This window comes from Streptomyces sp. NPDC014861, from assembly GCF_043081625.1.
Lineage (GTDB): Bacteria > Actinomycetota > Actinomycetes > Streptomycetales > Streptomycetaceae > Streptomyces.
In genome coordinates this window covers 376,562-401,991 of the sequence record NZ_JBIBWV010000002.1, presented here as the reverse complement: position 1 = coordinate 401,991, position 25,430 = coordinate 376,562, and the positions used below count along the sequence as shown (strand labels likewise).

Annotated in this window: 20 protein-coding genes and 2 tRNA genes; 9 read left to right on the top strand and 13 right to left on the bottom strand. The window is 70.9% G+C overall.

The genetic code is table 11. From position 1 onward, the window contains the following. Nucleotides 1-65 precede the first annotated feature (65 nt). Nucleotides 66-2,687: a valine--tRNA ligase gene (locus tag ACF1BN_RS05515; protein ID WP_392330261.1), complete on the bottom strand. Its 2,622-nt coding sequence runs from the start codon at nucleotides 2,685-2,687 to the stop codon at nucleotides 66-68. 138 nt (nucleotides 2,688-2,825) lie between these two features. Between ACF1BN_RS05515 and ACF1BN_RS05510 the strand changes: the two genes are divergently transcribed. Then, nucleotides 2,826-3,758, top strand: coding sequence for a hypothetical protein (locus ACF1BN_RS05510; RefSeq protein WP_392330260.1), 933 nt, complete (start codon nucleotides 2,826-2,828; stop codon nucleotides 3,756-3,758). Between the two features lie 70 nt (nucleotides 3,759-3,828). Here the strand turns inward: ACF1BN_RS05510 and clpX are convergent, their stop codons facing one another. The 5 genes from clpX to ACF1BN_RS05485 form a co-directional block, all read right to left on the bottom strand. Then, nucleotides 3,829-5,112, bottom strand: a complete 1,284-nt coding sequence (clpX, locus tag ACF1BN_RS05505) for an ATP-dependent Clp protease ATP-binding subunit ClpX (RefSeq protein WP_360309418.1) — start codon at nucleotides 5,110-5,112, stop codon at nucleotides 3,829-3,831. A gap of 166 nt (nucleotides 5,113-5,278) precedes the next feature. After that, nucleotides 5,279-5,941, bottom strand: coding sequence for an ATP-dependent Clp protease proteolytic subunit (locus tag ACF1BN_RS05500; RefSeq protein WP_043221639.1), 663 nt, complete (start codon nucleotides 5,939-5,941; stop codon nucleotides 5,279-5,281). A 65-nt stretch (nucleotides 5,942-6,006) separates the two neighbouring features. Next, complete coding sequence (locus ACF1BN_RS05495; RefSeq protein WP_043221565.1) at nucleotides 6,007-6,624, bottom strand: ATP-dependent Clp protease proteolytic subunit; 618 nt, start codon at nucleotides 6,622-6,624, stop codon at nucleotides 6,007-6,009. A gap of 263 nt (nucleotides 6,625-6,887) precedes the next feature. Next, complete coding sequence (gene tig / locus ACF1BN_RS05490; protein WP_392330259.1) at nucleotides 6,888-8,273, bottom strand: trigger factor; 1,386 nt, start codon at nucleotides 8,271-8,273, stop codon at nucleotides 6,888-6,890. A 186-nt stretch (nucleotides 8,274-8,459) separates the two neighbouring features. Further along, nucleotides 8,460-8,536: transfer RNA gene (locus ACF1BN_RS05485), tRNA-Pro, on the bottom strand. Between the two features lie 132 nt (nucleotides 8,537-8,668). Between ACF1BN_RS05485 and ACF1BN_RS05480 the strand changes: the two genes are divergently transcribed. Next, nucleotides 8,669-8,739 (top strand) — tRNA-Gly (locus ACF1BN_RS05480). A 68-nt stretch (nucleotides 8,740-8,807) separates the two neighbouring features. Here ACF1BN_RS05480 and ACF1BN_RS05475 read toward each other — a convergent pair. Further along, nucleotides 8,808-9,002 carry a hypothetical protein gene (locus ACF1BN_RS05475; RefSeq protein WP_392330258.1) on the bottom strand — a complete coding sequence of 65 codons (195 nt, stop codon included), beginning with the start codon at nucleotides 9,000-9,002 and terminating at the stop codon, nucleotides 8,808-8,810. A 138-nt stretch (nucleotides 9,003-9,140) separates the two neighbouring features. Beyond that, on the bottom strand, nucleotides 9,141-10,283 hold the full coding sequence (locus ACF1BN_RS05470) for a PP2C family protein-serine/threonine phosphatase (RefSeq protein WP_392330257.1): 1,143 nt from the start codon (nucleotides 10,281-10,283) through the stop codon (nucleotides 9,141-9,143). A gap of 106 nt (nucleotides 10,284-10,389) precedes the next feature. On the opposite strand from ACF1BN_RS05470, the gene ACF1BN_RS05465 reads away from it, so the two are divergent. Then, nucleotides 10,390-11,619 (top strand): GNAT family N-acetyltransferase, encoded by a 1,230-nt coding sequence (locus tag ACF1BN_RS05465; RefSeq protein ID WP_392330256.1) that lies wholly within the window; start codon nucleotides 10,390-10,392, stop codon nucleotides 11,617-11,619. A gap of 77 nt (nucleotides 11,620-11,696) precedes the next feature. On the opposite strand, the gene ACF1BN_RS05460 is transcribed toward ACF1BN_RS05465, so the two are convergent. Together ACF1BN_RS05460 and ACF1BN_RS05455 are read right to left on the bottom strand one after the other, a co-directional pair. Next, nucleotides 11,697-12,506 carry an Fpg/Nei family DNA glycosylase gene (locus ACF1BN_RS05460; protein WP_392330255.1) on the bottom strand — a complete coding sequence of 270 codons (810 nt, stop codon included), beginning with the start codon at nucleotides 12,504-12,506 and terminating at the stop codon, nucleotides 11,697-11,699. Further along, a complete protein-coding gene (locus ACF1BN_RS05455) occupies nucleotides 12,506-13,000 on the bottom strand; it encodes a ribose-5-phosphate isomerase (protein WP_392330254.1) in 495 nt (164 codons plus the stop codon). Before ACF1BN_RS05455 ends, ACF1BN_RS05460 begins: the two co-directional genes overlap by 1 nt. A gap of 219 nt (nucleotides 13,001-13,219) precedes the next feature. Between ACF1BN_RS05455 and ACF1BN_RS05450 the strand changes: the two genes are divergently transcribed. Then, a complete protein-coding gene (locus ACF1BN_RS05450) occupies nucleotides 13,220-14,659 on the top strand; it encodes an amino acid permease (protein WP_392330253.1) in 1,440 nt (479 codons plus the stop codon). Nucleotides 14,660-14,749: 90 nt separating this feature from the next. Here ACF1BN_RS05450 and ACF1BN_RS05445 read toward each other — a convergent pair whose 3' ends face one another. After that, nucleotides 14,750-15,346: a biotin transporter BioY gene (locus tag ACF1BN_RS05445; protein ID WP_392330252.1), complete on the bottom strand. Its 597-nt coding sequence runs from the start codon at nucleotides 15,344-15,346 to the stop codon at nucleotides 14,750-14,752. 273 nt (nucleotides 15,347-15,619) lie between these two features. Between ACF1BN_RS05445 and ACF1BN_RS05440 the strand changes: the two genes are divergently transcribed. From ACF1BN_RS05440 to ACF1BN_RS05430, 3 genes are all read left to right on the top strand, one after another. Next, on the top strand, nucleotides 15,620-17,044 hold the full coding sequence (locus ACF1BN_RS05440) for an amino acid permease (protein ID WP_392330490.1): 1,425 nt from the start codon (nucleotides 15,620-15,622) through the stop codon (nucleotides 17,042-17,044). A gap of 117 nt (nucleotides 17,045-17,161) precedes the next feature. After that, nucleotides 17,162-18,580: an amino acid permease gene (locus ACF1BN_RS05435; protein WP_392330251.1), complete on the top strand. Its 1,419-nt coding sequence runs from the start codon at nucleotides 17,162-17,164 to the stop codon at nucleotides 18,578-18,580. 206 nt (nucleotides 18,581-18,786) lie between these two features. Beyond that, entirely contained in the window at nucleotides 18,787-19,434 is a 648-nt protein-coding gene (locus tag ACF1BN_RS05430; RefSeq protein ID WP_376604135.1) for a superoxide dismutase, read from the top strand. Nucleotides 19,435-19,561: 127 nt separating this feature from the next. Here ACF1BN_RS05430 and ACF1BN_RS05425 read toward each other — a convergent pair whose 3' ends face one another. Next, complete coding sequence (locus ACF1BN_RS05425; RefSeq protein WP_392330250.1) at nucleotides 19,562-20,197, bottom strand: DsbA family protein; 636 nt, start codon at nucleotides 20,195-20,197, stop codon at nucleotides 19,562-19,564. Nucleotides 20,198-20,340: 143 nt separating this feature from the next. Here ACF1BN_RS05425 and pepN point away from each other — a divergent pair, with 143 nt between their 5' ends. Further along, entirely contained in the window at nucleotides 20,341-22,887 is a 2,547-nt protein-coding gene (gene pepN, locus ACF1BN_RS05420) for an aminopeptidase N (protein ID WP_392330249.1), read from the top strand. A gap of 189 nt (nucleotides 22,888-23,076) precedes the next feature. Next, nucleotides 23,077-24,084, top strand: coding sequence for a hypothetical protein (locus tag ACF1BN_RS05415; RefSeq protein WP_392330248.1), 1,008 nt, complete (start codon nucleotides 23,077-23,079; stop codon nucleotides 24,082-24,084). Between the two features lie 3 nt (nucleotides 24,085-24,087). On the opposite strand, the gene ACF1BN_RS05410 is transcribed toward ACF1BN_RS05415, so the two are convergent. Next, nucleotides 24,088-25,251 (bottom strand): serine hydrolase domain-containing protein, encoded by a 1,164-nt coding sequence (locus ACF1BN_RS05410; RefSeq protein ID WP_392330247.1) that lies wholly within the window; start codon nucleotides 25,249-25,251, stop codon nucleotides 24,088-24,090. Nucleotides 25,252-25,430 lie beyond the last annotated feature (179 nt).

Here is a 25,430-nt window from a genome sequence, read left to right as displayed (position 1 = left end):
AGCGGGACGGGGAGACGCGGAAGGGCCCGGAACCATGACGGTTCCGGGCCCTTCCCTCGTACGCGCTACGCCTGCGGCAGCTTCTCCAGCTGGGACTGGATGCGGGCGATGTCCTCGTCCGCCTTGGCCAGCCGGCCCTTGATCTTGTCCACGACGTTGTCGGGCGCCTTCGCCAGGAACGCCTCGTTCCCGAGCTTGGCCTCGGCCTGCGCCCGCTCCTTCTCGGCGGCGGCCAGGTCCTTGGCGAGCCGCTTCCGCTCGGCGGCCACGTCGATCGTGCCCGACAGGTCGAGCGCGACCTCGGCCCCGGCGACCGGCAGCGACGCGGTCGCCGCGAACGCCTCGCCCTCCGGCTGGAGCCGCAGGATCTGGCGGATGGCGGCCTCGTGCGCGACGAGCGGGGTGCCCGTCAGGGTGAGGCGGGCGGGCACCTTCTGGGCGTCCTGGAGACCCTGCTCCTTGCGGAAGCGGCGGACCTCGGTGACGACCCGCTGGACCAGCTCGATCTCCCGCTCGGCGGCCGTGTCACGGAAGCCCGAGTCCTTCGGCCAGTCCGCGATCACCAGCGACTCGCCGCCGGTCAGCGTGGTCCACAGGGTGTCGGTGACGAACGGGACGATCGGGTGCAGCAGCCGCAGCATGACGTCCAGGACCTCGCCGAGGACCCGGCCGGAGACCTTGGCGCCCTCGCCGCCCGCGAAGAACGTCGTCTTCGACAGCTCGACATACCAGGCGAAGACCTCGTCCCACGCGAAGTGGTAGAGCGACTCGCTCAGCTTCGCGAACTGGAAGTCGTCGTAGTACGCGTCGACCTGCGCGACCGTCTCGTTGAGACGCGACAGGATCCACCGGTCGGTCGCCGACATCTCGGAGGCGTCCGGCAGCGGGCCCTCGATGGTGGCGCCGTTCATCATCGCGAAACGGGTCGCGTTCCAGATCTTGTTGGCGAAGTTCCGGGACGCCTGGACCCAGTCCTCGCCGATCGGGACGTCGACGCCCGGGTTGGCGCCCTTGGCCAGGGTGAAGCGCAGGGCGTCGGAGCCGTACTTGTCCATCCAGTCGAGCGGGTTGACGGTGTTGCCGAACGACTTCGACATCTTCTTGCCGAACTCGTCGCGGACCATGCCGTGGAACGCGATCGTGCGGAACGGCGGCTGGCCGTCCATCGCGTACAGGCCGAACATCATCATCCGGGCGACCCAGAAGAACATGAGGTCGTAACCGGTGACCAGGACGGAGTTCGGGTAGAACTTCTCCAGGTCCGGCGTCCGCTCCGGCCAGCCCATCGTCGAGAACGGCCACAGGCCCGACGAGAACCACGTGTCGAGGACGTCGGTGTCCTGCGTCCAGCCCTCGCCCGTGGGGGGCTGCTCGTCGGGACCGACGCAGACCAGCTCGCCGTTCGGCCCGTGCCAGACGGGGATGCGGTGGCCCCACCACAGCTGGCGCGAGATGCACCAGTCGTTGAGGTTGTCGACCCAGTCGAAGTAGCGCTGCGACATGTCGGCCGGGTGGATGTCGACCCGGCCGTCGCGGACCGCGTCACCGGCGGCCTTGGCGAGCGTCTCGACCTTGACCCACCACTGCATCGACAGACGCGGCTCCAGCGTCGTCTTGCAGCGCGAGCAGTGGCCCACGGAGTGGACGTACGGGCGCTTCTCGGCGACGATCCGGCCTTCGGCGCGCAGGGCGGCGACGATCGCCGAGCGGGCCTCGAAGCGGTCCAGACCCTGGAAGGGGCCGTGGGTGGTGATCACGCCGCGCTCGTCGAGGACCTCGATGGACTCGAGGTCGTGGCGCTGGCCGATCGCGAAGTCGTTCGGGTCGTGCGCCGGGGTCACCTTGACGGCGCCGGTGCCGAACTCCGGGTCGACGTGCGTGTCCGCGACGACCGGGATCGTGCGGTCGGTCAGCGGCAGCTTGATCCGCTTGCCGATCAGGTGCGCGTAGCGCTCGTCGTCGGGGTGGACGGCGACGGCGGTGTCGCCGAGCATCGTCTCGGCGCGGGTCGTGGCGACGACGATGGTCTCGTCCCCGTCGCCGTACTTCATGGAGACGAGCTCGCCGTCGTCCTCCTGGTAGTCCACCTCGATGTCCGAGATGGCGGTCAGGCAGCGCGGGCACCAGTTGATGATGCGCTCGGCGCGGTAGATCAGGTCGTCGTCGAACATCTTCTTGAAGATGGTCTGGACGGCGCGGGACAGACCCTCGTCCATGGTGAAGCGGTCCCGGCTCCAGGCCAGGCCCTCACCGAGACGGCGCATCTGCCCGGCGATCTGCCCGCCGGACTCGGCCTTCCACTCCCAGACGCGCTCGACGAAGGCCTCGCGGCCCAGGTCGTGGCGGGACTTGCCCTCCTTGGCGAGCTCGCGCTCGACGACGTTCTGGGTGGCGATGCCGGCGTGGTCCATGCCGGGCTGCCACAGCGCCTCGAAGCCCTGCATGCGCTTGCGGCGGGTGAGCGCGTCGATCAGCGTGTGCTCGAAGGCGTGGCCCAGGTGGAGCTGGCCGGTGACGTTCGGCGGCGGGATGACGATGGTGTACGCCGGCTTCTCGCTCTTCGCGTCCGCCTCGAAGTACCCGCGCTCCACCCAGCGCTCGTACAGCGGCCCCTCTACCTCGGCCGGCGCGTACTGGGTCGGCAGTTCGGTCGTGGGCGCTGTCTGCTGCTGAGTGTTCTCGGTCACGGGGTCAGTTTAGGGGGGTCTCGGCCTTGTCCCGAAACGCGATTGTTCCGTAACGGTGTGACCCCCACCGCTCCACCGCCCCTCGGCTTCCGACAGGATGTTCGCTACGCATAAACGTCCTGTGAGGGGAAGCAGTAGATGAGCTACAACCAGCCGGGTCCGTACGGGGGCCAGCAGCCTCAGCAGCCCGGGCCCTACGGCCAGCAGCCCGGCCCGTACGGCCAGCCGCCGCAGGGGCAGCCCGGTTACGGCTACCCCCAGCAGGCCCCGCAGGGCGTGCCGCCGCAGCCCGGCTACGGCTACCCGCAGCAGCCCGGCCCCTACGGCCAGCAGCCCCAGTACGGCGCCCCCCAGGGCCCCGGCGGCTACGTGCCCCACCCGCCGGCCCCGAAGAAGTCCAAGACCCCGCTGATCATCGGCGCGGTGGCCGTCGTGGCGGCGATCGCGGTCGGCGCGTACTTCCTGATCGGCGGCGGTGGCGGCGCCGACGTCGCGAACGACGGCCCGCACAAGCTGGTGACGCCGGAGACGGTGCTGACCGAGTACAAGAAGGCGCCGGGCGAGGGCAAGCAGTCGAACGACGACGACTTCATCAAGGACGCGGAGAAGTACGGGGTCAAGAACCCCCAGCGGGCCAACGCCAGCTACCAGGTCAAGGACACCAGCAACCCGCTCGCCGGCAAGATGCTGATGTTCGGCGGCGCCTACGGCGAGATCGACGACCCGGAGAAGACCCTCGACAACGTCTTCGCCAGCATGAAGGCCGAGGCCGAAGCGGAGAAGGACAAGAGCGAGGGCGAGTTCATCGGTGACCCCAAGGCGGTCACGCCGGAGGGTCTCGACGGCGCCGTGATGAAGTGCCAGGAGGTCAAGTCCAAGACGGGTGAGGAGTCCGGGGGCCTCGGCCCCAAGGAGGTCACCATGCCCGTGTGCATCTGGGCCGACCACAGCACGCTCGGCTACGTGATGCACTTCAACCTGGCCGACATGATGGCCGGCAAGGGCGGCACCGTCGACGAGGTCGCCGGGATCGCCGCCAAGCTCCGCAAGGAGGTCCGCGTCAAGATCTGACGCGCCCGGCACACGTGAAGGGGCGCCCCACCGGTCCGGTGGGGCGCCCCTTCGGCGTTCGTGCCCGCCGCTACGCGGACTTCTCGTGGCGGCCGTCGTTCTTGACGATCCTGGGGACCAGGGTCGGGTTCACGTTGTTGCGGACGACGTCCGCGGTGATGACGACGCGGGCCACGTCCTTGCGGGAGGGGACCTCGTACATCACCGACTGGAGGACCTCCTCCATGATGGCGCGCAGGCCGCGCGCGCCGGTGCCGCGGAGGATGGCCTGGTCGGCGATGGCCTCCAGGGCCGGGCGGTCGAAGTCCAGCTCCACGCCGTCGAGTTCGAAGAGGCGCTGGTACTGCTTCACCAGCGCGTTGCGCGGCTCGACGAGGATCTTGAGGAGGGCCTCGCGGTCCAGGTTGTGGACCGAGGTGATGACGGGGAGACGGCCGATGAACTCGGGGATCATCCCGAACTTCACCAGGTCCTCCGGCATGACCTCCTGGAACTGGTCGCTCGCCTCGATCTCGCGCTTGGAGCGGATGGTCGCCCCGAAGCCGATGCCCTTGGCGCCCGCGCGCGACTCGATGATCTTCTCCAGGCCGGCGAAGGCGCCGCCCACGATGAAGAGCACGTTCGTCGTGTCGATCTGGATGAACTCCTGGTGCGGGTGCTTCCGGCCGCCCTGCGGCGGGACGGAGGCCGTGGTGCCCTCCAGGATCTTCAGCAGGGCCTGCTGCACGCCCTCGCCGCTCACGTCGCGCGTGATCGACGGGTTTTCGCTCTTACGGGCGACCTTGTCGATCTCGTCGATGTAGATGATCCCGGTCTCGGCCTTCTTGACGTCGTAGTCGGCCGCCTGGATCAGCTTGAGCAGGATGTTCTCGACGTCCTCGCCGACATAGCCGGCCTCCGTCAGCGCGGTCGCGTCGGCGATGGCGAACGGGACGTTGAGCATCCGGGCCAGCGTCTGCGCGAGGAGCGTCTTGCCGGAGCCCGTGGGGCCCAGCAGCAGGATGTTGGACTTCGCCAGCTCGATGGCGTCGTCACGGCCCGCCCCGCCGCCGTTCTCGCCGGCCTGGACGCGCTTGTAGTGGTTGTACACGGCGACGGAGAGGGCCTTCTTCGCCGGCTCCTGGCCGACGACGTACCCCTCCAGGAACTCGTAGATCTCGCGGGGCTTGGGGAGTTCCTCCCAGCGCACCTCGCTCGTCTCCGCGAGTTCCTCTTCGATGATCTCGTTGCAGAGGTCGATGCACTCGTCGCAGATGTACACACCGGGTCCCGCGATGAGCTTCTTCACCTGCTTCTGGCTCTTTCCGCAGAACGAGCACTTGAGCAGATCGCCGCCATCACCGATGCGTGCCACGAGGTGCTTCCCCTTCGCCTGGGAGCGCCTGGTTCAGCGACTCCTGGTGCCTCATATTCGACGGTACCTTGCCGGGCCCCCCGTTCGGGCCCCCCTTGGCACGGTTCACATGGTCGCGATTCGGCCACGCGAGCCTGTGGAGACCGTGCCAGGGGAAGGTCGGGCGTCAGTGCGCCGCGGCGGCCGTGCTCTTGCGGGTCGAGACGATCTGGTCGACCAAGCCGTACGCGAGGGCGTCCTCGGCCGTGAGGATCTTGTCGCGCTCGATGTCCTCGCGGATCTTCTCGATCGGCGTGGTGGAGTGCTTGGCCAGCATGGTCTCCAGCTGGTCGCGCATCCGCAGGATCTCCTTGGCCGCGATCTCCAGGTCGGAGAGCTGCTCACGGCCGGTGCCGCCGGAGGGCTGGTGGATCAGCACACGGGCGTTCGGCAGGGCCATCCGCTTGCCGGGGGTGCCGGCGGCGAGCAGCACGGCCGCGGCGGAGGCCGCCTGGCCCATGCAGACCGTCTGGATGTCCGGCTTCACGAACTGCATCGTGTCGTAGATCGCCGTCAGCGCCGTGAAGGAGCCTCCGGGGCTGTTGATGTAGATCGAGATGTCGCGGTCCGGGTCCATCGACTCCAGGCACAGCAGCTGCGCCATGACGTCGTTGGCGGAGGCATCGTCGATCTGCACGCCGAGGAAGATCACGCGCTCCTCGAAGAGCTTCGCGTACGGGTCGTACTCGCGGATGCCCTGCGAGGTGCGCTCGACGAAGCGCGGGACGACGTAGCGGTTGTCCATCGGCGCGCCGGTGTACAGGCCGCTCGGGGAGAGGTTGTTCTGCATGTGGGTGTTCACCGTCCTGGTGGCGTTCGGCGGGGGGCTGGGGCTCTGGGGCTGGCTGCCGGCGCTCAGGCGCCCGTGCCGCCGCCGCCCGGAACGCCCGCGGCGTGCGTGATGATGTCGTCGATGAGGCCGTAGTCCTTGGCCTCCTCCGCGGTGAACCAGCGGTCGCGGTCGCCGTCGCGGATGATCGCCTCGACGGTCTGGCCGGAGTGGTGCGCGGTGATCTCGGCCATGCGCTTCTTCGTGCGAAGGAGGTACTCGGCCTGGATCTTGATGTCGGAGGCGGTGCCGCCGATGCCGGCGGAGCCCTGGTGCATCAGGATGTCGGTGTTCGGCAGCGCGAAGCGCTTGCCGGGGGTGCCGCCGGTGAGCAGGAACTGGCCCATCGACGCCGCCATGCCCATACCGATGGTGACGACGTCGTTCGGGATGTACTGCATGGTGTCGTAGACGGCCATGCCGGCCGTCACGGAGCCACCGGGGCTGTTGATGTACAGGAAGATGTCCTTCTCCGGGTCGGCGGCCAGGAGGAGCATCTGGGCGGTGATCTTGTTGGCGATCTCGTCGTCGACCTGCTGGCCGAGGAAGATGATGCGCTCGCCGAGCAGCCGGTTGTAGACATGGTCGCCGAGGCCACCACCGATGGACGGCTCACCCGCGGCGTAAGGCTTCAGATTCGTCACGTATCCACCTGCTCGTCTCCGACGGCCCCCAGGCCGTCTCAGCGTCTCGTTCAGAGGGCAGTGCCCCCGTATTCATGGACCCTAACGCGCAGGTGGGACAACGCCATCCCGGTTCCCGAACTGTTCGCTGGGAGCGCAAGGTAGTTGGGGGCGCATAAAAGGTCCGCGTACGTCCACGGGCCCGGCCGCACTGCTGTGCGTCCGGGCCCGTGGCGCGATACGGAGCGCGCGGGGCGGGGCCCCGGCGGTCGGCCTGGTGGGGCCTACTTCTCCTCGGCGACCTCGGCCTCGCCGGTGACGGCCTCGACCGTCTCGGCGGCGGCCTCGACCTCGTCCTCGTCGTCGGAGAGGTCCACGACCTCGCCATTGGTGTCGACGACCTTGGCGGCCTCGACGACGACCGCGAGGGCCTTGCCGCGGGCGACCTCGCCGACCAGCATCGGCACCTGGCCGCCCTGGACGACGGCCTGGGCGAACTGGTCGGGGGACATGCCGGAGGAGGCGGCACGGCGGAACAGGTGCTCGGTGAGCTCGTCCTGCTCGACGTTCAGCTCCTCCTTGGAGACGAGCTCGTCGAGGAGGAACTGGGTCTTGATGCCCTTGACCGCCTGCTCCTTGGTCTCGGTCTCGAACTCCTCGACCGTCTTGCCCTGGAGCTCCAGGTACTTCTCCAGGCTCAGGCCCATCTGGCCGAGCTGGTGGTGCTCCAGGTTGTGCTTGCGGGTGTTGACCTCGTCCTCGAGGAGCTTCTCGGGAACGGGGATCTCCGCCAGCTCCAGGAACTTCTCCAGGACGCGCTCCTGGGCCTGGGTGGCCTGGTCGAACTGCTTCATGTTCTCGAGGCGCTTGCGGCTGTCGGCCTTGAGCTCGTCGAGGGTGTCGAACTCCGACGCCATCTGCGCGAACTCGTCGTCCAGCTCGGGGAGCTCGCGGGCGGCGACGGCGGTGACCTTGACGGTGACCTGGGCGTCCTTGCCCGCGGCGGAGCCGCCCTTCAGCTGCGAGGTGAAGGTGGCCTCGCCGCCGGCCTCCAGGCCGGTGACGGCGGCGTCGATGCCGTCGAGCAGCTCGCCGGAGCCGATGGTGTACGAGACGCCGTCGGCGACACCGTCGGGCAGGACCTCGCCGTCGACCTCGGCGGTCAGGTCGAGGGTGACGACGTCGCCCTCGGCGGCGGCGCGCTCGACCGGGTTGGTGGAGGCGAAGCGCTCGCGGAGCTGCTCCACCGACTTCTCGATGTCCTCGTCGGTGACCTCGATGGCGTCGACCTCGACCTCGATGCCGGAGTAGTCCGGGATCTCGATGGCCGGGCGGATGTCGACCTCGGCGGTGAAGGACAGCAGCTCGCCGTCCTTCAGCTCCTTGATGTCGACCTCGGGCTGGCCCAGCGGGTTGACCTCGGCCTCGTTCACGGCCTCGGTGTAGAACTTCGGGAGCGCGTCGTTGACGGCCTCCTCCAGCACGGCGCCGCGGCCGAAGCGCTGGTCGATGACGCGCGCGGGGATCTTGCCCTTGCGGAAGCCCTTGACCGTGACCTGCTGGTTGATCTTCTTGTACGCCGCGTCGAGGCTGTCCTTGAGCTCCTCGAAGGGCACCTCGACAGTGAGCCGAACCCGAGTCGGGTTCAGGGTCTCCACGGCGCTCTTCACGGTTCGGTCTCCTTGTGGCTGATTCCTGGATTCCGGCGGAGCCGCGCGGGGCGGTTCCGGCCGATGGGCCCGGTCAGAAAGACACACGGGCACGCAGCTTGCATAGTAACCGCACGTGGGATCAGGCCCACAACGTGATCAAGAACCCGCGAGGTCGGGGACCGCGGCGGATCGTGAGGATCATGCTGGTCGGGGTGGCGGGATTTGAACCCACGGCCTTCCGCTCCCAAAGCGGACGCGCTACCAAGCTGCGCCACACCCCGTCGGTGCGACACGTAGGGTACATGCACGGAGACGCTGCGACGCCCCCTCTTTTCACGGGCGTGCACGGACGGCTCCGGACCGGCTACGATGCTGTCCGTGCCGCGGCCTTTCCGGCCTGTGGCGCCGCCTGTGCGGGCGTAGCTCAATGGTAGAGCCCTAGTCTTCCAAACTAGCTACGCGGGTTCGATTCCCGTCGCCCGCTCTGTGTACGGCTCCGGCCCGGTCCCTCGTCGAGGGACCGGGCCGGAGCCGTTTTCCGTCGGCTCTCCGTCAGAACTTGATGGAGCCGACGGTCTGGGTTATCGAGTCCAGGAAGCGCTGGATGTCGTCCGCCATGCCCGTGGAGGCGAGGAAGAAGCCGAAGAGGACGGCGACCACGGCCGGCCCCGCCTTGAGGCTTCCGCCGCGGATCAGCACCACGAGGACTATCGCCAACAGCAACACCACAGACAGCGAAATGGCCACAACTGATCACACCCTCGGTCGGTACCTGCCCAGCCCGGGGTATGCATCCGGACACCCCCGCGCCTCCATCGTGCCACCAACCCCTTTGCCCTCGGCAGGGAGTGACGAATCGTGGGACGCGCCACAGCTCCGAAAGGTTCAGGCGGGGCGGGAGATGAGGAGGAGGGCGCGGTCGTCGTTGACGTCCTTGGCCACCGCCTCGATGAGGTGCCAGGCGACGCCCTCGAAGCCGCCGGAGACGCAGCGGTCGGCCTCTCCGGTGAGGCGGTCGATGCCTTCGGCGAGATCGCGGTCGGCGGCCTCGACGAGGCCGTCGGTGAAGAGCATGAGGACGTCGCCGGCGTGCAGGGTGCCCTTGACCGGGTGGAACTCGGCGCCGTCGTAGACGCCGAGGAGGGGGCCCTCGCCGTCCTTCTCCTCCCAGCGGCCGGTGCCGGAGTGGAGCTGGAGCGCGGGGAGATGGCCGGCGGAGAAGAGCTCGTAGTCGCCGGAGTCCAGGTCGAGGACGAGGTGGATGGAGGTGGCGAAGCCCTCGTCCCAGTTCTGCCGGAGCAGGTAGCCGTTGGCCGCGGGCAGGAAGCCGTGCGGCGGGAGCGAGCCGAGCAGGCCGCCGAAGGCGCCGGAGAGCAGCAGGGAGCGGGAGGCGGCGTCCATGCCCTTGCCGGAGACGTCGGTGAGGACGACCTCCAGGGTGCGGCCGCCGTGGGTACGGGCGGCGACGACGAAGTCGCCGGAGAAGGACTGGCCGCCGGCCGGGCGGAGCGCCATCTCGCGGTGCCAGCCGTGCGGCAGCCGGGGCAGCGCGCTCTGCACGCGGAGCCGCTCGCGCAGGTCGAAGAGCATGGTGCCGCCGCGCCGCCAGGGCACGCCGACCCGGGCGCGGAACTGGGCGATGAGCAGGCCGAAGAGGCCGCAGGCGGCGACCACCAGGACGATGCCGGGGGTGACGCGGGCGGGGCCCTCGCCGTACGGGCCGAGGATCGCGGACTCGACGATCAGGCCGCCGGCCGCCGCCGCGTACAGGCCGAGGAGGCTGGCGGGCCGGAGCAGCAGGCCGCCGGCGACGATCGGCAGGACGAGGGCGGCGGGCGAGCACCAGACCGGGTCGAGGACGGTGCCGCAGACGATGGCGGGGACGGTGAGGAGGAGACCGGCGAGGGCGAGCCGGTCGGAGGCGCCGCCGCGGAAGTAGTCGACGCCGGTCCGGCGCAGCGCGACGCGGGCCCGGTGGGCGCGTCTGCGCAACCGGGCCGCGAACGTGTTCACTCCGTGGTGGGCCATTGGCCTGGACCCTATCCACCCGGGCTGTGTCCGTGCAGGGGTGCCCCGGTGACAAGGTGCCTGAAATCGGGTCGCCCCGGGCACGGGACGCTGATATCGATGGCATATGACGACTGAACTGCGGGTCCTCGACCCGTCGGAGTGGGATCGCTGGTTCGCGGCTCTGGAGCTCGCCTTCGGCGGGATTCCGGAGGAGCCGGAGGAGCGGACGCTGTGGCGGGACCTGACCGAGTGCGAGCGGTCGCTGGCGATCTGGGACGGCGGGCGGGCGGTGGCGACGGCGGGGGCGTTCTCGTTCCGGCTGACCGTTCCGGGCGGGGCCTCGGTGCCGGCCGCCGGCGTCACGATGGTGAGCGTGGCCGGAACGCATCGCCGGCGGGGGATCCTGACGTCGATGATGCGGCGGCAGCTCGACGACGTGCGGGCGCTGGGCGAGCCGCTGGCGGTGCTGACGGCCTCGGAGCCGGTGATCTACGGGCGGTTCGGCTACGGGGCGGCGAGCTGGTCGCAGCGGGCGGTGATCGACACGACCCGGGTGCGTCTCGACGTGCCGGCGGGGGCGGACGCGGTGGCGCTGCGGGCGGTGCCGGCGGCGGAGTCGTCGGCGGCGACGGAGGCGGTGTACGCGCGGATGGTGCCGCGCCGGCCCGGGATGGTGGCGCGGGCGCCCGGCTGGGAGCGGCTGCCGCTGCTGGACCCGCCGGGGGCCCGGAACGGCGCCTCTCCGAAGCAGTGCGTGCTGGCCGAGCGCGACGGGGAGGTCGTCGGGTACGCCTACTACACGATCAAGCCGGAGTGGAGCTGGGCCGGTGCGGACGGCGCGGTGAACGCGCAGGAGGTGATGGCGCTCGACGGGGCGGCGGAGGCGGCGCTGTGGCGGTTCCTCTGCTCGGTGGACCTGACGGCGAAGGTGCGGCTGGACAGTTCGCCGGTGGACGCGGCCTGGCAGCATCTGGTCTCGGACGTGCGGCGGTGCGAACCGGTGCTGCGGGAGGCGCTGTTCGTCCGGCCGGTGGAGGTGGGGGCGGCGCTGGAGGCGCGGACGTACCGGGCGCCGGTGGACGTGGTGTTCGAGGTCGAGGACGCCTTCTGTCCGTGGAACGCGGGTCGGTGGCGGCTCTCCGGGGACGCGAAGGGCGCGGAGTGCTCACGGACCTCCGACGCGGCTGATCTCGCCCTGTCCGTAAGGGAGTTGGGCTCCGCCTATCTGGGCGGTACGTCGCTCGCGGCGCTGGCGGGCGCGGGGCGGGTCACCGAGCTGCGGGAGGGCGCGCTGGCGGAGGCGTCGCTCGCGTTCGGCTCCGAGGTCGCGCCCTGGCTGCCGCACGGGTTCTGAGGGATCCGGGCGCGGGCGACGGGACGGCGGCGCGGGTCGGTGCCGCCGGCCGGTGGGGCAGTGGCCGGCCGCCCGGGTCAGCGCCGCTGGCAGGTGGGGCACCAGAAGAGGTTCCTGGCGGCCAGGCCGGCGGTGCGGATCTCGGTGCCGCAGAGGTGGCAGGGCAGGTGTGCGCGGCGGTAGACGTAGACCTCGCCGCCGTGGTCGTCGACGCGGGGCGGGCGGTTCATCGCCTCGGGGGTGTGCTCGGGCCGGACCGTGTCGATGCGGTTGAGGCGGACGCCTTCGCGCATGAGGGCCTTCAGGTCGTCCCAGATCGCGGTCCACTCCCCCGCCGTGAGGTCCTTGCCGGCGCGGTACGGGTCGATGCCGTGGCGGAAGAGGACCTCGGCCCGGTAGACGTTGCCGACGCCGGCGATGACCTTCTGGTCCATCAGCAGGGCGGCGATCGTGGTGCGGGACTTCGCGATCCGGGCCCGGGCGCGGTCGGGGTCGCCGTCCGGGCGGAGGGGGTCGGGGCCGAGGCGGTCGTGCACCGCCCGCTTCTCCGCGTCGGTGATCAGCGCGCAGGTGGTGGGGCCGCGGAGGTCGACGTACGCCTCGGGGGTGGCGAGGCGCAGGCGGACCGTGTCGGTCGGCGGGGGCGCGGGGGCGTCGCCGAAGGCGACCTTGCCGAAGAGGCCGAGGTGGATGTGGATCCACTCGTCGCGGGGGAAGCCGAGGAAGAGGTGCTTGCCGTGCGCCTCGGTGGTCTCCAGGGTGGCGCCGTCGAGGAGGGCGGCGGAGTCGGAGAACTTGCCCTGGGGGCTGGAGACGCGCACGGGCCGGCCGCCGAACCGCTCGCGGTGGTCGGCGGCCAGCCGGTGGATGGTGTGCCCCTCGGGCATCAGGCGGTGGGCTCCTGCGGGTGGTGGGCCGGGATCGCGGGGAGCTCGCCGGTGGTCTCGTACGCGCTCAGCATCTCGATGCGGCGGGTGTGGCGCTCGTCACCGGAGTACGGGGTGGCGAGGAAGATCTCGACGAACTTGGTCGCCTCCTCCTCGCTGTGCATGCGGGCGCCGACGGCGACGACGTTGGCGTTGTTGTGCTCGCGGCCGAGGGCGGCGGTCTGCTCGCTCCAGGCGAGGGCGGCACGGACGCCCTTGACCTTGTTGGCGGCGATCTGCTCGCCGTTGCCGGAGCCGCCGATGACGATGCCGAGGCTGCCGGCGTCGGCGGCCGTCCGCTCGGCGGCGCGGAGGCAGAACGGCGGGTAGTCGTCGAGGGCGTCGTAGATGTGGGGGCCGCAGTCGACGGGCTCGTGGCCGTGGGCGGTGAGCCACTCCACGAGGTGGTTCTTGAGTTCGTAGCCGGCGTGGTCGGAACCGAGGTAGACGCGCATGGCCTCGAGTGTGGCACGGCCGGGACGGGGCAGGGGTCAGCGGGGTCGGGACCTTGGTCCCGGCGGGTCATGGACCTCCGCCCCTGGCTGGTCCGGACCTTTTGTCCTGTACGTGGCTCGAATCACGATCCGGAATTAGCTCTTCCGTACCGGCCCGTCGCCAGGTTTCATATCTCAGGCTCGTGACCCGAGCCACCCCCGGATTCGAAGGAAGCGTTCATGAACACGCAGCCGACCCTCGTCAAGGAAGGCAGCGGCACCGGTGACCCCGGTCAGACCCCGCCCTCCGACGGCCTCAAGGCCGGACTCAAGAACCGCCACCTGTCGATGATCGCGATCGGCGGCGTCATCGGCGCCGGCCTCTTCGTCGGCTCCGGCGGCGGCATCGCCAAGGCGGGCCCCGCGATCCTGATCTCGTACGCCCTCGTCGGCGCGATGGTCGTCTTCGTGATGCGGATGCTCGGCGAGATGGCCGCGGCCCGTCCGAACTCCGGCTCCTTCTCCACCTACGCCGACCAGGCGCTCGGCCGCTGGGCCGGTTTCTCCATCGGCTGGCTGTACTGGTTCTTCTGGGTCGTGGTGCTGGCCGTGGAGGCCACCGCCGGCGCGGTGATCCTGGAGAACTGGATCCCGGCCGTACCCCAGTGGGCGTGGGCGCTGATCGTGACGGCGCTGCTCACGGCCACCAACCTGGGTTCGGTCGCCTCCTACGGCGAGTTCGAGTTCTGGTTCGCGGGCATCAAGGTCGTGGCGATCGGCGCCTTCGTCGTGATCGGCCTGCTGGCCGTCTTCGGCGTGCTGCCGGGCTCCGACAACCCGGGGGTGGGCTTCGCGCACCTGACCGACACCGGGGGCTTCTTCCCCAACGGCTACGGCGCGGTGCTGACCGGTGTGCTGATGGTCGTCTTCTCCTTCATGGGCAGCGAGATCGTCACGCTGGCGGCCGGCGAGTCCGAGGACCCGCGCCGCGCGGTGACCAAGGCGACCAACTCCGTGATCTGGCGGATCGGCGTCTTCTACCTGGGTTCCATCTTCGTGGTGCTGACCCTGCTGCCGTGGAACGACAAGTCGATCACCGAGAAGGGCTCGTACGTCGCCGCCCTGGACTCGATCGGCATCGCGAACGCGGGCACGATCATGGAGGTCATCGTCCTGACCGCCGTGCTGTCCTGCCTGAACTCGGGTCTGTACACCGCCTCCCGGATGGCCTTCTCGCTCGGTGAGCGCGGGGACGCCCCGAAGTCCTTCGCCAAGGTCAACGCCAAGGGCGTGCCGGCCGTCGCGATCCTGAGCTCGGTGGTCTTCGGCTTCGTCGCCGTCTACTTCAACTACGCGTTCAAGGACACCGTCTTCAACTTCCTGCTGAACTCCTCGGGCGCGATCGCGCTCTTCGTGTGGCTGGTGATCTGCTTCACCCAGCTGCGGATGCGCGGGATCCTGCTCCGCGAGTCGCCGGAGAAGCTGACCGTCAAGATGTGGCTGTTCCCGTACCTGACCTGGGCCACCGCCGGCCTGATCATGTTCGTGATCGGCTACATGTTCTTCGACGACGCCAACCGGGAGATCGTGCTCCTCTCCACCCTGGTCGCGGCGCTCGTGGTCGCGGTCGGCCTGGTGAAGGAACGCCTGAAGCGGCGGAAGCCGACCGTCTCGGCCTAGCCCCCACAGGGCATCGCCCGCACGCCGCACACGCCGGAGCCCGGCCCGCCCCTCTCGGGCGGGCCGGGCTCCGGCGTGTGCGGCGGACGGTCAGCCCTTGCGGCCGGCGAGCTTCCAGGCGGCCGGGAGGGCGCCCATGGCGAGCGCGGCCTTGAGGGCGTCGCCGATGAGGAAGGGGGTCAGGCCGGCGGCGACGGCCTGACCGAGACTCATGCCGGTGGCGAGGGCCAGGTAGGGCACGCCGACCGCGTAGATGATCGCGGAGCCGAGGACCATGGTGCCGGCGGTGCGCAGGACCGAGCGGTCGGCGCCGCGGCGGGCGAGGGCGCCGACGACGGTGGCGGCGAGCAGCATGCCCAGGATGTAGCCGAAGGACGGCATCGCGTAGCCCGAGGAGCCCTGGGCGAACCACGGGACGCCCGCCATGCCCACGACGGCGTAGAGGGCGAGGGAGAGGAAGCCGCGGCGGGCGCCGAGGGCGGTGCCGACGAGCAGGGCGGCGAAGGTCTGGCCGGAGACCGGGACCGGGGAGCCGGGGACCGGGAGGGAGATCTGCGCGGCCAGGCCGGTGAGGGCGGCGCCGCCGACGACGAGCGCGACGTCGCGGACGCGGCTCGACGGCAGGAGGTCGGCCAGGACGGTGCCCGTACGGAGGGTGCGGACGGGGGCGGCGGCGGTGCTACTCATCGGTACTCCGCGAGGGTGAGGGGTCGGGACAGGTTGACGGTATGCCAGGAGTGAACGCTCGATCACCGTCAGCCGCCGACAAAGCCGACGGGCGGGGCTTCATGGGATTCCGACAAAGGAGAGTCCGGGCGCCGGGCGCCACGTGACGCTGGTCACTGGGGAGTCGGTACGTGTCGCCCCTTTTGCGTCCGGGGTCGCTCAGCGGAGAGACTGTGGGGTCTCCATAAAGTGTCCCTGTACGTGCCCCTCCTTCCAGAGCGCGAGTCCCCCACCATGCGCGACGACGCACCGCCCACCTCCCTGGCCGAACCCGAGCCCCTGCCCCACGGCCTGAAGCAGCGTCACCTGACGATGCTCGGGCTCGGCGGGGTCATCGGCGCCGGCCTCTTCGTCGGCTCGGGCGCGGGCATCGCGGTCGCCGGGCCCGGCATCGTGCTCTCGTACCTGATCGCGGGCGCGCTCGCGATGCTGGTGATGCGGATGCTCGGCGAGATGTCGGCGGCCATGCCGGCTTCCGGCGCCTTCTCGGTGCACGCGGAGCGGGCGCTGGGCCGCTGGGCCGGTTTCTCGGTGGGCTGGCTGTACTGGTTCCTGCTGGTCGTCGTCCTCGCGGTGGAGGCGACGGGCGCGGCGCGGATCGCGCACGGCTGGGTGCCGGGGGTCCCGCAGTGGGGCTGGGTGCTGCTCTTCATGGTGGTCTTCACCCTCGCCAACCTGGCGGCGGTGAAGAACTTCGGCGAGTTCGAGTTCTGGTTCGCCGCGCTGAAGGTCGGCGCGATCGTCCTCTTCCTGGTCCTCGGCACGCTGGCGATCGTCGGCTGGCTGCCGGACACCGATCCGGTGGGCCTCGCGAACCTGACCGGACAGGGCGGCTTCCTGCCCAACGGCTGGTCCGGGGTGGTCTCCGGGGTGCTCGCGGTGGTCTTCGCGTTCGGCGGTCTGGAGGTCGTCACCATCGCGGCGGCCGAGTCGGAGGACCCGGCGCGGAACGTGGCACGGGCGGTGCGCAGCGCCGTGTGGCGGATCCTGCTCTTCTACGTGGGCTCGATGCTGGTGATCGTGACCCTCCTGCCGTGGACGTCGATGGTGCCGGGCGAGTCGCCGTACGTGGCGGTGCTCGACGCGATCGGGGTGCCGGGCGCGGGCCAGATCATGAACGTGGTGGTCTTCGTGGCGCTGCTGTCGGCGCTCAACGCGAATCTGTACGGATCCTCCCGGATGGTCTTCTCGCTGGCGGAGCGGGGCGAGGCGCCGCGGGGGCTGCTGAAGGTGTCGGGCGGAGGGGTGCCGCGGCGGGCGGTGCTCGCGTCGGTGGCCTTCGGGTTCGTCTCGGTGCTGCTCAATCTGAAGTGGCCGGACTCCGTCTTCCTCTACATGCTCAACGCGGTCGGCGCGGTGCTGCTCTTCGTGTGGGCGCTGATCGCGGTGTCGCAGCTGCGGCTGCGGCCGCGGATCGAGCGGGAGGCCCCGGAGACGCTGACGCTGCGGATGTGGGGGTTCCCCTGGCTGACGTGGACGGCGCTGGCGGCGATGGGCGCGGTGCTGGTGCTGATGCTGACCGACGACGGGGCGCGGCCGCAGGTGCTGTGGTCGGCGGGCGCGACGGCGGCCGTGCTGGTGGTGGCGTGGCTGCGGGAGGCGCGCGCGTCACGGGCGGCGTCGGGGGAAGACCGCACGTCCACGACGAAACGGAATTGAATCTTCACCTTGTGTGAAGGTGGTGACCGTATAGCGGACACCCGTTCCCTCTGAGCGGTGCGGGCACCCAGACTGTGGGCTTCCCTCCCCCGTCTCAGCCTATGAACAGGGTTGCCCATGTCTCGGACCACCGCGCCCGCGCAGGCCGACCGCCAGGACGGCGGCGCCGCGCCCGCCGAGGGCCTCTCCCACGGTCTCAAGCAGCGCCATCTGTCGATGATCGCCCTCGGCGGCGTCATCGGCGCCGGCCTCTTCGTCGGCTCCGGCGCCGGCATCGCCGCCGCCGGCCCCTCGATCGTCGTCGCCTACGCGATCTCCGGCGTGCTCGTCATGCTGGTGATGCGGATGCTCGGCGAGATGTCGGCGGCGAACCCGGCCTCCGGCTCCTTCTCCGTCCACGCCGAGCGCGCCTTCGGCCCCTGGGCCGGCTTCACCGCCGGCTGGGCCTTCTGGTTCCTGCTCTGCGTGGCCGTCGGCCTGGAGGGCATCGGCGCCGCCAACATCATGACCGGCTGGTTCCCGGGCACCCCCGAATGGGCCTGGGTGGCGCTCTTCATGCTGGTCTTCTGCGGCACCAACCTGGCGGCGGTGAAGAACTTCGGCGAGTTCGAGTTCTGGTTCGCCGCGCTGAAGGTCGGCGCGATCGTCCTCTTCCTCGGCATCGGCGTGCTCGCCATCACCGGCCTGCTGCCCGGCTCGGACGCCCCCGGCACCGCCAACCTGACCGGGGACGGCGGCTTCTTCCCGCACGGCTCCGAGGGCCTGATCGTCGGCCTCCTCGCCTCCGTCTTCGCGTACGGCGGCCTGGAGACGGTCACCATCGCGGCGGCCGAGTCCGAGCACCCGGTGCAGGGCGTCGCCAAGGCGGTCCGTACGGCGATGTGGCGGATCGCGCTCTTCTACATCGGCTCGATGGCGGTCATCGTCACCCTCGTCCCCTGGGACGACAAGGCGGTCGTCGAGAAGGGCCCGTACGTCGCCACCCTCGACCACCTGGGCATCCCGGCGGCCGGCCAGATCATGAACGTGGTCGTCCTGGTCGCCCTGCTCTCGGCGATGAACGCCAACATCTACGGCGCCTCCCGCATGGCCCGCTCGCTGGTCGCCCGCGGTCAGGGCCCGCAGGCGCTCGGCCGCACCTCCGGCGGCGTGCCGCGCGCGGCGGTGCTGGCCTCGTCGGTCGTCGGCTTCGGCTGCGTCCTGCTCAGCTACTGGTCGCCGGACAAGGCGTTCATCTGGCTGCTCAACACGATCGGCGCGATCATCCTCGTCGTCTGGTTCTTCATCGCCGCCTCGCAGCTGGTGCTGCGCCGCCGCACCGAGCGCGAGGCGCCGGAGAAGCTGGTCGTGCGCATGTGGGCGTTCCCGGTGCTGACGTGGGTGGCGCTGGCCGGCATGGCGGCCATCTTCTTCCTGATGGCCCGCGAGGAGGGGACCAGGGTGCAGCTGTACGCGACGGGCACGCTGACGCTGATCCTCGCGGCGGTCGGCTTCGGCCTCCAGAAGGCGCGCGGGACGGCGGCCGAGAAGGCCTGACCCCCCGCCCCCGTACCCCTCGTCACGACGCCCCGCCGGGCCCCGCCCGGCGGGGCGTCCGCGTGCCCGGGGCCGGCTCCCGCGGCAGGGCGGCGAGGGGGGCGACAGGCCTAGGTCCAAGGGCTGATCAACAAGATGTGCACGTGCTGTTAGCCTGCACCTGCATATAGGTTGCAATAACCAGTCAGTCGAAGGGCTCGGCACACATGGCGATCTACACACTTCCGGAGCTGCCGTACGACTACGCGGCGCTGGAGCCGGTGATCAACCCGCAGATCATCGAGCTGCACCACGACAAGCACCACGCCGCTTACGTCAAGGGCGCGAACGACACCCTGGAGCAGCTGGAGGAGGCCCGCGACAAGGAGCAGTGGGGCTCCATCAACGGCCTGGAGAAGAACCTGGCCTTCCACCTCTCCGGCCACATCCTCCACTCCATCTACTGGAACAACATGGCCAGCCCGAAGGCCGGTGACGGCGGCGGCGAGCCGCTCGCGGCCGACGGCGTGGGCGAGCTCGCGGACGCGATCACCGAGTCCTTCGGCTCCTTCGCCAAGTTCAAGTCCCAGCTGACCAAGGCCTCGGCGACCACCCAGGGCTCCGGCTGGGGCGTCCTCGCCTACGAGCCGATCAGCGGCCGCCTCATCGTCGAGCAGGTCTACGACCACCAGGGCAACGTCGGCCAGGGCTCCATCCCGGTCCTCGTCTTCGACGCCTGGGAGCACGCCTTCTACCTGCAGTACAAGAACCAGAAGGTCGACTTCATCGACGCCATGTGGCAGGTCGTCAACTGGCAGGACGTGAACAAGCGCTACCAGGCCGCCAAGGCCAGCGTGCCGCTGATCTCGTTCTGACCGCCCGGCCGGCGGCCCCCCGCTCGTCCTGCTCGTGATCGTCTTCTCAACCTTCACCAGCGGGCGGATGAAAGAAGAACCCCCGCGATGACGTGAATCGCGGGGGTTCTTCCATGCGCCGGGGGGACTACTCGAAGCTGGGCGCCGCCGTCCGGGTGCGCTTGATCTCGTAGAAGCCCGGGGTGGAGGCGACGAGAAGGGTGCCGTCCCACAGCCGGGCCGCGGCGTCGCCGCGCGGGGTGGGGGTGACGACCGGGCCGAAGAAGGCGACCTCGTCACCGTCCGGGCCGGGGACCGCGATCACCGGGGTGCCGACGTCCTGGCCGACCTTGTCGATGCCCTCCGCGTGGGAGGCGCGCAGCTCGGCGTCGTAGGTGTCCTTGTCGGCGTACTCCGCCAGGTCCTCCGGGAGGCCGACGTCCCGCAGGGCGCCCGCGATGGCCTCGCGGGTGGGGCCCTCGCCGTCGTTGTGGAAGCGGGTGCCGAGCGCCGTGTAGAGCTTGCCGACGACCTCGTCGCCGTGCAGCTGCTGGGCCGCTATGACGACACGGACCGGGCCCCACGCCTTGGTCTCCAGCATCTCGCGGTACTCGGCGGGGAGCTCGTCCAGCCGGTTCTCGTTCAGGACGGCGAGGCTCATCACCTTCCAGCGCACGTCCACGGGGCGCACCTTCTCCACCTCCAGCATCCACCGGGAGGTCATCCAGGCCCAGGGGCACAGCGGGTCGAAGAAGAACTCGGCGGTGGTCCTGCTCTCGGACATGTCACTCCTCGGATGCGGACGTGCGGTACGGATGTGCCGACCTGTCGCAACACCACGCGCCCGTGTCGGCATTCCCGTGCGCCGGGTGAAAGGTGCGCATGGGAGGATCGGTGCTGTTTCGAACACGCCACGAAGGAGTGACCGTGCCCGGTGAGAACCTGTCCCGCGACGAGGCCCACGAGCGGGCGGCCCTGCTGTCCGTCGACGGCTACGAGGTCGCCCTCGACCTGCGCTCCGCGGTCGGCGAGTCCACGGAGGCGGTACGCACCTTCCGCTCGGTGACCACGATCCGCTTCCGCCGCACCGGCGAGGGCGACGCGACCTTCGCGGATCTGCTCGCGCCGTCGGTGACCTCCGTGACCCTCAACGGGCGGGCGCTCGACCCGGCGGTCGTCTTCGACGGCACCCGGATCGCCCTGGACGGCCTCGCCGACGAGAACGTGCTGGTCGTCGACGCCCGGTGCGCGTACAGCCGCACCGGCGAGGGCATGCACCGCTTCGTCGACCCCGAGGACGGCGAGGTGTACCTGTACACCCAGTACGAGCCGGCCGACGCCCGCCGGGTCTACGCCAACTTCGAGCAGCCCGACCTCAAGGCCCCGTACCGCTTCGAGGTCACCGCGCCCGACGGCTGGAACGTGTGGAGCAACGGCGCGGGCGAGCGCGACCCCGACGGGGTGTGGCGGTTCGCCGAGACGGCGCCGATCTCCACGTACATCACCTGCGTGGTGGCCGGGCCGTACCACTACGTCACCGACACCTACCGGCGCGGCGACCTGGAGATCCCGCTCGGCGCGATGTGCCGCAAGGGGCTCGCGAAGCACTTCGACGCGGACGACGTCTTCCTCGTCACCAAGCAGGGCTTCGACTTCTTCCACGACAACTTCGACTACCCGTACCCCTTCGGCAAGTACGACCAGGCCTTCGTGCCCGAGTACAACCTCGGCGCCATGGAGAACCCCGGCATGGTCACCTTCATGGAGGAGTACATCTACCGGGGCAAGGTCACGCGGGCGGCGTACGAGCGGCGCTCGAACACGATCCTGCACGAGATGGCCCACATGTGGTTCGGCGACCTCGTCACCATGGTCTGGTGGGACGACCTGTGGCTGAAGGAGTCCTTCGCCGACTTCATGGGCTCCTTCTCGCTCGCCGAGGCCACCCGCTTCACCGACAGCTGGGTCACCTTCGCCAACAACCGCAAGGCGTGGGCCTACCGGGCCGACCAGCTGCCGTCCACCCACCCGATCACGGCCGACATCCGTGACCTGGAGGACGCCAAGCTCAACTTCGACGGCATCACGTACGCCAAGGGCGCCTCGGTCCTCAAGCAGCTCGTCGCCTACGTGGGCCGGGACGCCTTCCTGGAGGGCGCGCGCCGCTACTTCAAGCGCCACGCCTACGGCAACACCCGCCTCGCCGACCTGCTCACCGTCCTGGAGGAGACCTCCGGCCGGGACATGCGGAGCTGGTCGAAGTCCTGGCTCCAGACCTCCGGCGTCAACGTGCTCGCCCCCGAGCTGACCTACGACGCCGAGGGCCGGATCACCGAGCTCGCCGTCCTCCAGGAGGGCGACGAGCCGCGCCCGCACCGGGTCGCGGTCGGCCTCTACCGGCTGACCGACGGCGCGCTCGTCCGGTACGCGCGCGTGGAGGCCGACGTCGCCGGGGCCCGGACCGTCGTCGGGGAACTGGCCGGGAGCGAGCGGCCCGCGCTCGTCCTCGTCAACGACGACGACCTCACCTACTGCAAGGTCCGCTTCGACGAGGGCTCCCTCGACACCCTCCGCGAGCACCTCGGCGACATCACCGACCCGCTGGCGCGCGCCCTGTGCTGGTCGGCGCTGTGGAACCTGACCCGGGACGGGCTGATGCCGGCCCGCGAGTTCGTCGCCGCCGTGCTCGCCTTCGCGGGCCGCGAGACCGACATCGGCGTCCTCCAGATGGTGCACACCTGGGCGCGGACGGCCCTCACCCACTACGCGTCCCCGGCGTGGCGCGCCGAGGGCGGCCGGCTGCTCGCCGAGGGCGGGCTGCGCGAGCTGCGGCTCGCCGAGCCGGGCAGCGAGCACCAGCTGACCTGGGCCCGCTTCTTCGCCGCGGCCGCCTCGTCGGACGCCGACCTCCAGCTCCTGGAGGGGCTGCTCGCCGGCACCGCCCGGATCGACGGCCTCGACGTCGACCAGGAGCTGCGCTGGGCGCTGCTCTCGACGCTCGCCGAGGAGGGTCGGGCCGACGAGACGCGGATCGGCGAGGAGCTGGCCAGGGACGACACCGCCAGCGGCAAGCGCCACCAGGTGCGCCTCCTCGCCTCGCGCCCCTCGGCGGCGGTCAAGGCGCAGGCGTGGGCGCAGGTCGTCGAGTCGGACGCGCTGTCGAACGCGCTGGCCGGCGCGGTGATCGCGGGGTTCGCGCAGCCTTCGCGGCGGGAGCTGACCGCGCCGTACGCGGAGAAGTACTTCGCGGTGATCGAGCGGATCTGGGCCGAGCGGTCGATCCAGATCGGCATGGACGTGGTGCGGGGCCTCTACCCGGCGCTCCAGGACCGTCCGGAGACGCTCGCGGCGACCGACGCCTGGCTGGCGGAGCACGCGGACGCGGCTCCGGCGCTGCGGCGGCTCGTCCTGGAGGCCCGCGACGACCTGGCCCGCGCGCTGCGGGCGCAGGAGTGCGACGCGCTGGAGGACTGACCGGCGGTACGGAGGGGCCCGCGGGTGCGGGCCCCTCCGCGCGTCCGCGGCCGGAGGCGGAGGCGGGGCCGGTCCGCGCGGCCTTTCTCGGCAGTCGAACGTGCGTACTTTAGCCCCGTCTTGTGCTGGTTCGGCCACTGCCTTGTAACAGGCCGTTAGGACCGGGCCGGGGAGCGGAAGACCCCCGGCATGAACCAGAACACCCCCATCACCCCCCGCCCCCGCCCCCTCTCCTCCCCCGCGGGCCTCACGCAACGCCTCGCCTCCACCGGCCAGTTGCGCGCCATGGGCGTGCCCGCCGCGGAGGTCGCCGGGCGGGCCGCGGCGGGCGGCGACTGGCAGCAGCTGCTGCCGGGCGTCTTCCTGCTCAGCTCCGGGGCGCCGACCGGCGACGACCGGCTCCGGGCCGCGCTGCTGTACGCCCGGGGGGACGGCGAGGCGCCGCTGCACGGCCCGGGCGCGATGGTCACCGGTCTCGCCGCGCTCGCCCTGCACGGGCTCTCCGCCGCTCCCCCGCTGACGGACCTGGAGCGGATCGACGTCCTGGTGGGCCGGACCCGGCGGCTGCGGTCGACCGGTTTCGCGCGGGTGGTGCGGACGCCGGAGTCGCCGGAGCCGGTGGAGCTGACCGGGCTTCCGGTGGCGCCGGTCGCGCGGGCGGTCGTCGACGCCGTCTCCGGGATCCAGGACGCCGACGCGGTGCGCCGGCTGCTCACCGAGGCGGTGCGCGGCGGCCACTGCGAACCGGCGGTGCTGGTGCGCGAGTTGAGCCGGGCCCGGCTGCTGACCCGGCCGCACGTGGTGGACGCGGTGGACTCGCTGCTGGTGGAGGGGCGGGCGCTGTCGGAGGAGCGGCTGTACGAGATGGTGCGGGACTTCGCGCTGCCGGACCCGCTGTGGAACGTGGACCTGCGGCTGCCGGGCGGTCCGCACCTGGGCGGGGTCGACGCCTACTGGCCGGACCAGGCGGTGGCGGTGGAGCTGGACACCCGGGCGCCCCGGCAGGACGAGGACGCCCTGTGGTCCGAGTACACCCGCAAGCGGGAGCACCTGGAGCGGCTGGGGATCACGGTGGTCCACCTGACCCCCCGCAAGCTGCGGGAGGCCATGGACCAGCAGGCCACCGTGGTCCGTACGGCGCTGATGGCCGCGTCGGAGCGGCAGCCCGCCGCGTACGTCGTCGTGCTGCCCCGGTGAGGGCTACTTCTTCGGCGGGAGCGTGCCGCAGAACTCGGCCTCGATGACGGCCTGGGTGTCGCCGGTCCAGTCGGCGTTGATGTTGGCGGCGAGGGTGTGCCGGCCGTCGCGGGTGGTGTACGCCTCCGAGAGGGAGCCGTGGATGCCGCCGCCGTGGCCCCAGACCTCGGTGCCGCAGCTCAGCTTCTGCGAGGAGATGCCGAGGCCGTAGCGGAAGTCGGGGTGCTGGGGGGAGACCGGCACGGTGGTGGTCAGTTCGCGCAGCTCGGCCTTCGGGAGGAGCCGGCCCTTGAGGAGGGCGCGGTAGAAGGTCTGGAGGTCGGCGGAGTCGGAGATCATCTCGCCGGCGGCGTGGGCGAGGGAGGGGTTGAGCCGGGTGACGTCGTGGACGGGGGCGGACGCGTCGGGGACGAGGGTGGAGTAGGCCCGGCTGCTGGGCCGGGGGATGTTGACCTCGGTGCCGGGGACGCTGGTGGCGCGGAGCTTGAGCGGCTTGATGATCCGGTTCTCTACGGCCTTGCCGTAGGGGCGGCCGGTGACCTTCTCGATCACCAGGCCGGCCAGGACGAAGTTGGTGTTGGAGTAGCTCCAGGAGGTGCCGGGGGCGAAGGCGGGGGCGTGCTCCATGGCGACGCCGACCAGATCGCGCGGCTTCCAGGTGTCGTAGCGGTGCTTCAGGAAGCCGGGGCCGAAGGTCTTCTCCTGGAAGGCGGGGTCCTCCGTGTAGCTGTAGACGCCGCTGGTGTGGTTGAGGAGCTGCCGGACGGTCATCTTCCGTCCGTCGTGGCCGTTGCCCCGGACCAGCTTGGGCAGCCACTTCTCGACCGGGTCGTCCAGGTCGATCCGGCCCTCGGCCTGGAGCTGGAGGAGGACGGTGGCGGTGAAGGTCTTGGTGATGGAGCCGACGCGGTAGCGGTCGTCGCCGCCGCGCTCGCCGGCGGTGCCGGTCCAGGAGCGGCCGTCCACCCGGGCCTGGGCGACGGCGCCGGGGACGCCGGCGGCGACGTTCGCGTCGAGCGCCGCCTGGGTGGCCGCGTGGTCCTTCTTCACGGGGGCGGGGGGCGCCGCAGGGCCCGCGGCGAGGGCGGGGGCGGCGAGCGCGGTGACGGTGAGGCCGGCGGCGAGGGTCGCGGCGACGACGGTGCGGGTGGCGCGGGTGACGGTCATATGGGTCCCCTGTGTCCCTGGTGATCCGGTACTGCGGTCGGCCGGGAGGACGGGGGGCGGGACGGGAGGGTTGAGCGGTCGCGTGACGGTTGAGCCGTTTTCAGCCGTTCGGAGGAGGTCACGGAAGGAGGGTCACGGGCCGGGCCCTCGGGGTGCGGCGGGGGGCTCGGGCGATGGGG

Excerpts from the sequence above, each read along its gene's own strand:
- ACF1BN_RS05440 (WP_392330490.1), top strand. The coding sequence starts at position 15,620 with ATGCGCGACGACGCACCGCCCACCTCCCTGGCCGAACCCGAGCCCCTG.
- ACF1BN_RS05435 (WP_392330251.1), top strand. The coding sequence starts at position 17,162 with ATGTCTCGGACCACCGCGCCCGCGCAGGCCGACCGCCAGGACGGCGGC.
- ACF1BN_RS05430 (WP_376604135.1), top strand. The coding sequence starts at position 18,787 with ATGGCGATCTACACACTTCCGGAGCTGCCGTACGACTACGCGGCGCTG.
- ACF1BN_RS05415 (WP_392330248.1), top strand. The coding sequence starts at position 23,077 with ATGAACCAGAACACCCCCATCACCCCCCGCCCCCGCCCCCTCTCCTCC.
- ACF1BN_RS05450 (WP_392330253.1), top strand. The coding sequence starts at position 13,220 with ATGAACACGCAGCCGACCCTCGTCAAGGAAGGCAGCGGCACCGGTGAC.
- ACF1BN_RS05460 (WP_392330255.1), bottom strand. The coding sequence starts at position 12,506 with ATGCCCGAGGGGCACACCATCCACCGGCTGGCCGCCGACCACCGCGAG.
- ACF1BN_RS05500 (WP_043221639.1), bottom strand. The coding sequence starts at position 5,941 with ATGCAGAACAACCTCTCCCCGAGCGGCCTGTACACCGGCGCGCCGATG.
- ACF1BN_RS05465 (WP_392330256.1), top strand. The coding sequence starts at position 10,390 with ATGACGACTGAACTGCGGGTCCTCGACCCGTCGGAGTGGGATCGCTGG.
- ACF1BN_RS05445 (WP_392330252.1), bottom strand. The coding sequence starts at position 15,346 with ATGAGTAGCACCGCCGCCGCCCCCGTCCGCACCCTCCGTACGGGCACC.
- ACF1BN_RS05455 (WP_392330254.1), bottom strand. The coding sequence starts at position 13,000 with ATGCGCGTCTACCTCGGTTCCGACCACGCCGGCTACGAACTCAAGAAC.
- ACF1BN_RS05510 (WP_392330260.1), top strand. The coding sequence starts at position 2,826 with ATGAGCTACAACCAGCCGGGTCCGTACGGGGGCCAGCAGCCTCAGCAG.
- ACF1BN_RS05425 (WP_392330250.1), bottom strand. The coding sequence starts at position 20,197 with ATGTCCGAGAGCAGGACCACCGCCGAGTTCTTCTTCGACCCGCTGTGC.
- ACF1BN_RS05470 (WP_392330257.1), bottom strand. The coding sequence starts at position 10,283 with ATGGCCCACCACGGAGTGAACACGTTCGCGGCCCGGTTGCGCAGACGC.
- ACF1BN_RS05410 (WP_392330247.1), bottom strand. The coding sequence starts at position 25,251 with ATGACCGTCACCCGCGCCACCCGCACCGTCGTCGCCGCGACCCTCGCC.